Below are 3,166 nucleotides of genomic sequence, written 5' to 3'. Positions count from 1 at the left end.
AGCGCAGGCGAAAATGAAACGAGACCTTGATACAGCCGACAACCAAGAAGTGACAGAGGAGTTTAATCTGATTGTTTGGGGAGTTGTGATTGTGATTGGATTGGTGGTATTTGCGTGTGGGGCTGTGTTTTATGCGGAGGGGTTGCTATAACGAAGACACAGCCGCCCTTGCCAGAGGGCGGTTTGTGTTTTGGGGTATAATGCGCTTGTCGTTTTGTCACCCTACAAACAAGGAGTCTATCATGTCTAAAAATCGTTTGGTCTTCATCGGTCTTTCCGTTTTGTTGATTGCGTTCGCGTGGTTCGCGCCGGCATCCTCGCTGGCGACTGCCGTGCCGATTCCGGCTGAATTGAACGCATGGATCGCGGGCTTGATTTTCGCCGCAGTGACGGCGGGGTTCGCGTTCCTGTTCTCGTACATCGGTTTGGATTTGCGCGAATTTGCGACGCCGATCTCCGGCGCATTATCACTCTTCGTCCTCGGCACATTGCAAGGATGGGTGAATCTCATCCCCGCGCAGTATGAAGCCTTTGTGACCATCCTCTTCAACGTGTTGGTGGTGATCCTCTCCGGCGTTGGCACGTTGTTTGTCGCCAACAAACTGGCTGGAAAAGGGAACACCCTGATCTAATCAGACGCGAGGCGGCGACGAAATGCGTCACCGTCCAGCGCGTCGGTTTGCTCAAACGATAGCGCATGACCCCCAGCGCGTGGTTGCTTGTCCTTGTATACCTCCCTGCGGTTGCGGGGTTGTTGTGCATCGGCAGGCGTAAGCCGCGTGTTGGGGGTTTGTTTCTCCTCCCGCTGTAATGTGATTGGAGGAGACGAGATAATTGATGAACGAGGCGATTACCGTATCCATCATTACAGGCATTGCGGCGATCTTGGTCGCTTGGCTGAGCAGTCGCAACAAGGCGACGCAAGCCAGTGTGGACGCGCTCCGCGAGGAACTGCATGAATGCAAAGAGAACAACAAGCGGGAGCGCGAATCAGAGCTGGCGATCCGCGAGGAGATCGCGCTGAAACTCAAAGAAGCGTTGGAAGAAAAGAACCGCATCTTGGAGGAGAAGAACCGTCTATTCGATGAGAAACTTACGCTCATGCAAAAAATCCTTTTGGACACGCAACCCAAAGTGAAGAAGAGTAAGTAATGACACATGACGAACTGCGAATGGGTGAAGGACTGCGGCAAAGCCGTCATCTCTCGATGGCGGGCGTGTTGCAGTATCCCCGCGCTCCGCGTCTGGATTTGCCGCAAGGTTTGTTTTGGAGCGATGTAGACCTCGCCGACGTGTCGTTCTATCAAGGCAAGATCGATTTCGCCAAGATGAAAGCGAGCGGGATCAAAGGCGTCATCATTCGGGCGGGGCAGAATGTATGGGTGGACAAACGCTTCGTGGAGAATTGGCAAGCCGCAAAAGAGGCTGGCTTGCCGCGCGGCAGTTACTGGTTTTATGACTCGCGGGCGGATCCGAAAGCGCAAGCGGACTTATACCGTCAAACGCTGGGCGATGATTTGGGTGAACTGCCGTTGGTCGCGGATTATGAAGAAAACTACAACGGCGCGTACAAAGGCTGGAGGAATCTGTATAACTTTCTGGAACGCCTAAAATCCACAGGCGCAAAGTTATCGTGGGACAAGGTTTGGATTTACACAGGCTACTGGTACTGGATGGCGAACAGTCCGCAGAACGACGCGGCGGCGTTGGACTATTTCAGTCATTACAAACTCTGGTTGGCGTACTACACCATCAACCCCGCCAACGTGCGGATACCGAAGCCCTGGGCGGATAAAACTGTAAAGACTTGGCAATGGGGAACGCCCACCGAAGGCATCGAGCGCGGCGTTGAGACCACAGAAATTGACATGAACAAGTTTACAGGCACGTTGGATGATTTCAACACTTTTTTTGGGCTGTCAGAGACTCCGACCCCGCCCACAGGAGAGATACCAATGAGCGACACATGGAAAGTCACATGGAATGGCGGCGCAAACAGACGCCCCGCGCCAAGCACGAATAACAACCCCGTTCCTCCGCCGTTGAATAACGGTGAGGAGTTTGTCGTTGTGGAGTACAGTATCCCCAACGGCAAAACGCAAGAGCAGGAATATTGGGGAAAACTTACAGGCGGTCTGTGGGTGGCGTTGACATACAACTCAGAGCCACGCGCCCTGAAATTGACAACGACTCCGCCGCCCACTGGCGACCTGCAAGTCGGCTTGTCTATTACAGTCAATCAACAACTCGCGGAGTTGAAGGTCAACGGCGAAACATGGAAAAAAGCCTAACCCTTGACTTGAAGTTTTACGAAGTCCAGCCGACGCCCTCGATTCCCCTGTGGCGCATGAAGCCGAGCGGTGATCCGCGCTGGGCGGCGTGGCAAGCGGCGTTGAAGTTTGAGCAGAAGAAACACGGTTTCCCCGACATTCTGCCGATAGGTACAGGGGAGGGGAAGCGCGTTGATCTCACGCGGGAATGGCAACGGTATCTCATGGCGATCAACCCGCGCATGACGCCCCGCGATGTGTCGGCGTTATTGAATTATCAGGTCGCCTTTACCAATGGGACGAGTTTCGGCAAGCCCGACACGCCGTACCAAAATTGGATTTTGAATCGGGACACAACCTCAAAAAAGTCGAACGGCGATCCGCTCTTGCCGCAGTTCGATAAAGTCCGCACGTGCGCGTATGCCTGTCATACGGGAGTCGTGGTGGGCGACAAGTTGAAACTAACGGTCTTGAATGGCAACAACCCGCCGCCGTCCATTGCACAGGTGAATCCGAAGTCACATCCGCATCTCTTTTTTCACGCGACGATTGTATGGATGGACAACAATAATAACGAGTTATCCCGCGTCCCGTTTGAGCAACGCGCCATCGCGCCCGAATGGGGATACAATTTCGAGGTGACGATGATGCCGCTGGTGAGTTGCTATGATATTTTCATGCCGCTGGATGAGGTCGAGCGGGTGAGCGCGTACAGTCTGCCGTATTACAAGTATCCATAACAAAAAGCCCCTGAACAATCAGGGGCTTTTTGTTAGTCCAAGCGGTTTGCGTTACCCGCCGCCGATTTTTATAAGATACTTACCCAAAGAAACAAGTAAGCTACCAAGACGCCCACGCCCACCCGCGCCATAGGCGGTCGGGTGCACGCTTTGTTG

4 protein-coding genes are annotated in these 3,166 nt (G+C 53.6%); all 4 read left to right on the top strand.

Translation table 11 applies throughout. The annotated features are described in order from the left end of the window. The first annotated feature begins 242 nt into the window (after positions 1-242). On the top strand, positions 243-632 hold the full coding sequence (locus AC16KF_RS08605) for a hypothetical protein (RefSeq protein ID WP_484036899.1): 390 nt from the start codon (positions 243-245) through the stop codon (positions 630-632). Between the two features lie 205 nt (positions 633-837). Continuing rightward, entirely contained in the window at positions 838-1,152 is a 315-nt protein-coding gene (locus AC16KF_RS08600; RefSeq protein ID WP_484036898.1) for a hypothetical protein, read from the top strand. Continuing rightward, positions 1,152-2,291 (top strand): glycoside hydrolase family 25 protein, encoded by a 1,140-nt coding sequence (locus tag AC16KF_RS08595; protein ID WP_484036897.1) that lies wholly within the window; start codon positions 1,152-1,154, stop codon positions 2,289-2,291. Before AC16KF_RS08600 ends, AC16KF_RS08595 begins: the two co-directional genes overlap by 1 nt. Further along, positions 2,276-3,010, top strand: coding sequence for a hypothetical protein (locus tag AC16KF_RS08590; protein ID WP_484036896.1), 735 nt, complete (start codon positions 2,276-2,278; stop codon positions 3,008-3,010). The genes AC16KF_RS08595 and AC16KF_RS08590 overlap by 16 nt, the downstream gene beginning before the upstream one ends. Positions 3,011-3,166: the final 156 nt, after the last annotated feature.

Source organism: Candidatus Defluviilinea gracilis, from assembly GCF_057138825.1.
This window is presented reverse-complemented; position numbering and strand designations above follow the sequence as displayed.

Bases quoted from the DNA above. Each gene is read 5' to 3' on its own strand.
- AC16KF_RS08600 (WP_484036898.1), top strand. From the start codon at position 838: ATGAACGAGGCGATTACCGTATCCATCATTACAGGCATTGCGGCGATC.
- AC16KF_RS08590 (WP_484036896.1), top strand. From the start codon at position 2,276: ATGGAAAAAAGCCTAACCCTTGACTTGAAGTTTTACGAAGTCCAGCCG.
- AC16KF_RS08595 (WP_484036897.1), top strand. From the start codon at position 1,152: ATGACACATGACGAACTGCGAATGGGTGAAGGACTGCGGCAAAGCCGT.
- AC16KF_RS08605 (WP_484036899.1), top strand. From the start codon at position 243: ATGTCTAAAAATCGTTTGGTCTTCATCGGTCTTTCCGTTTTGTTGATT.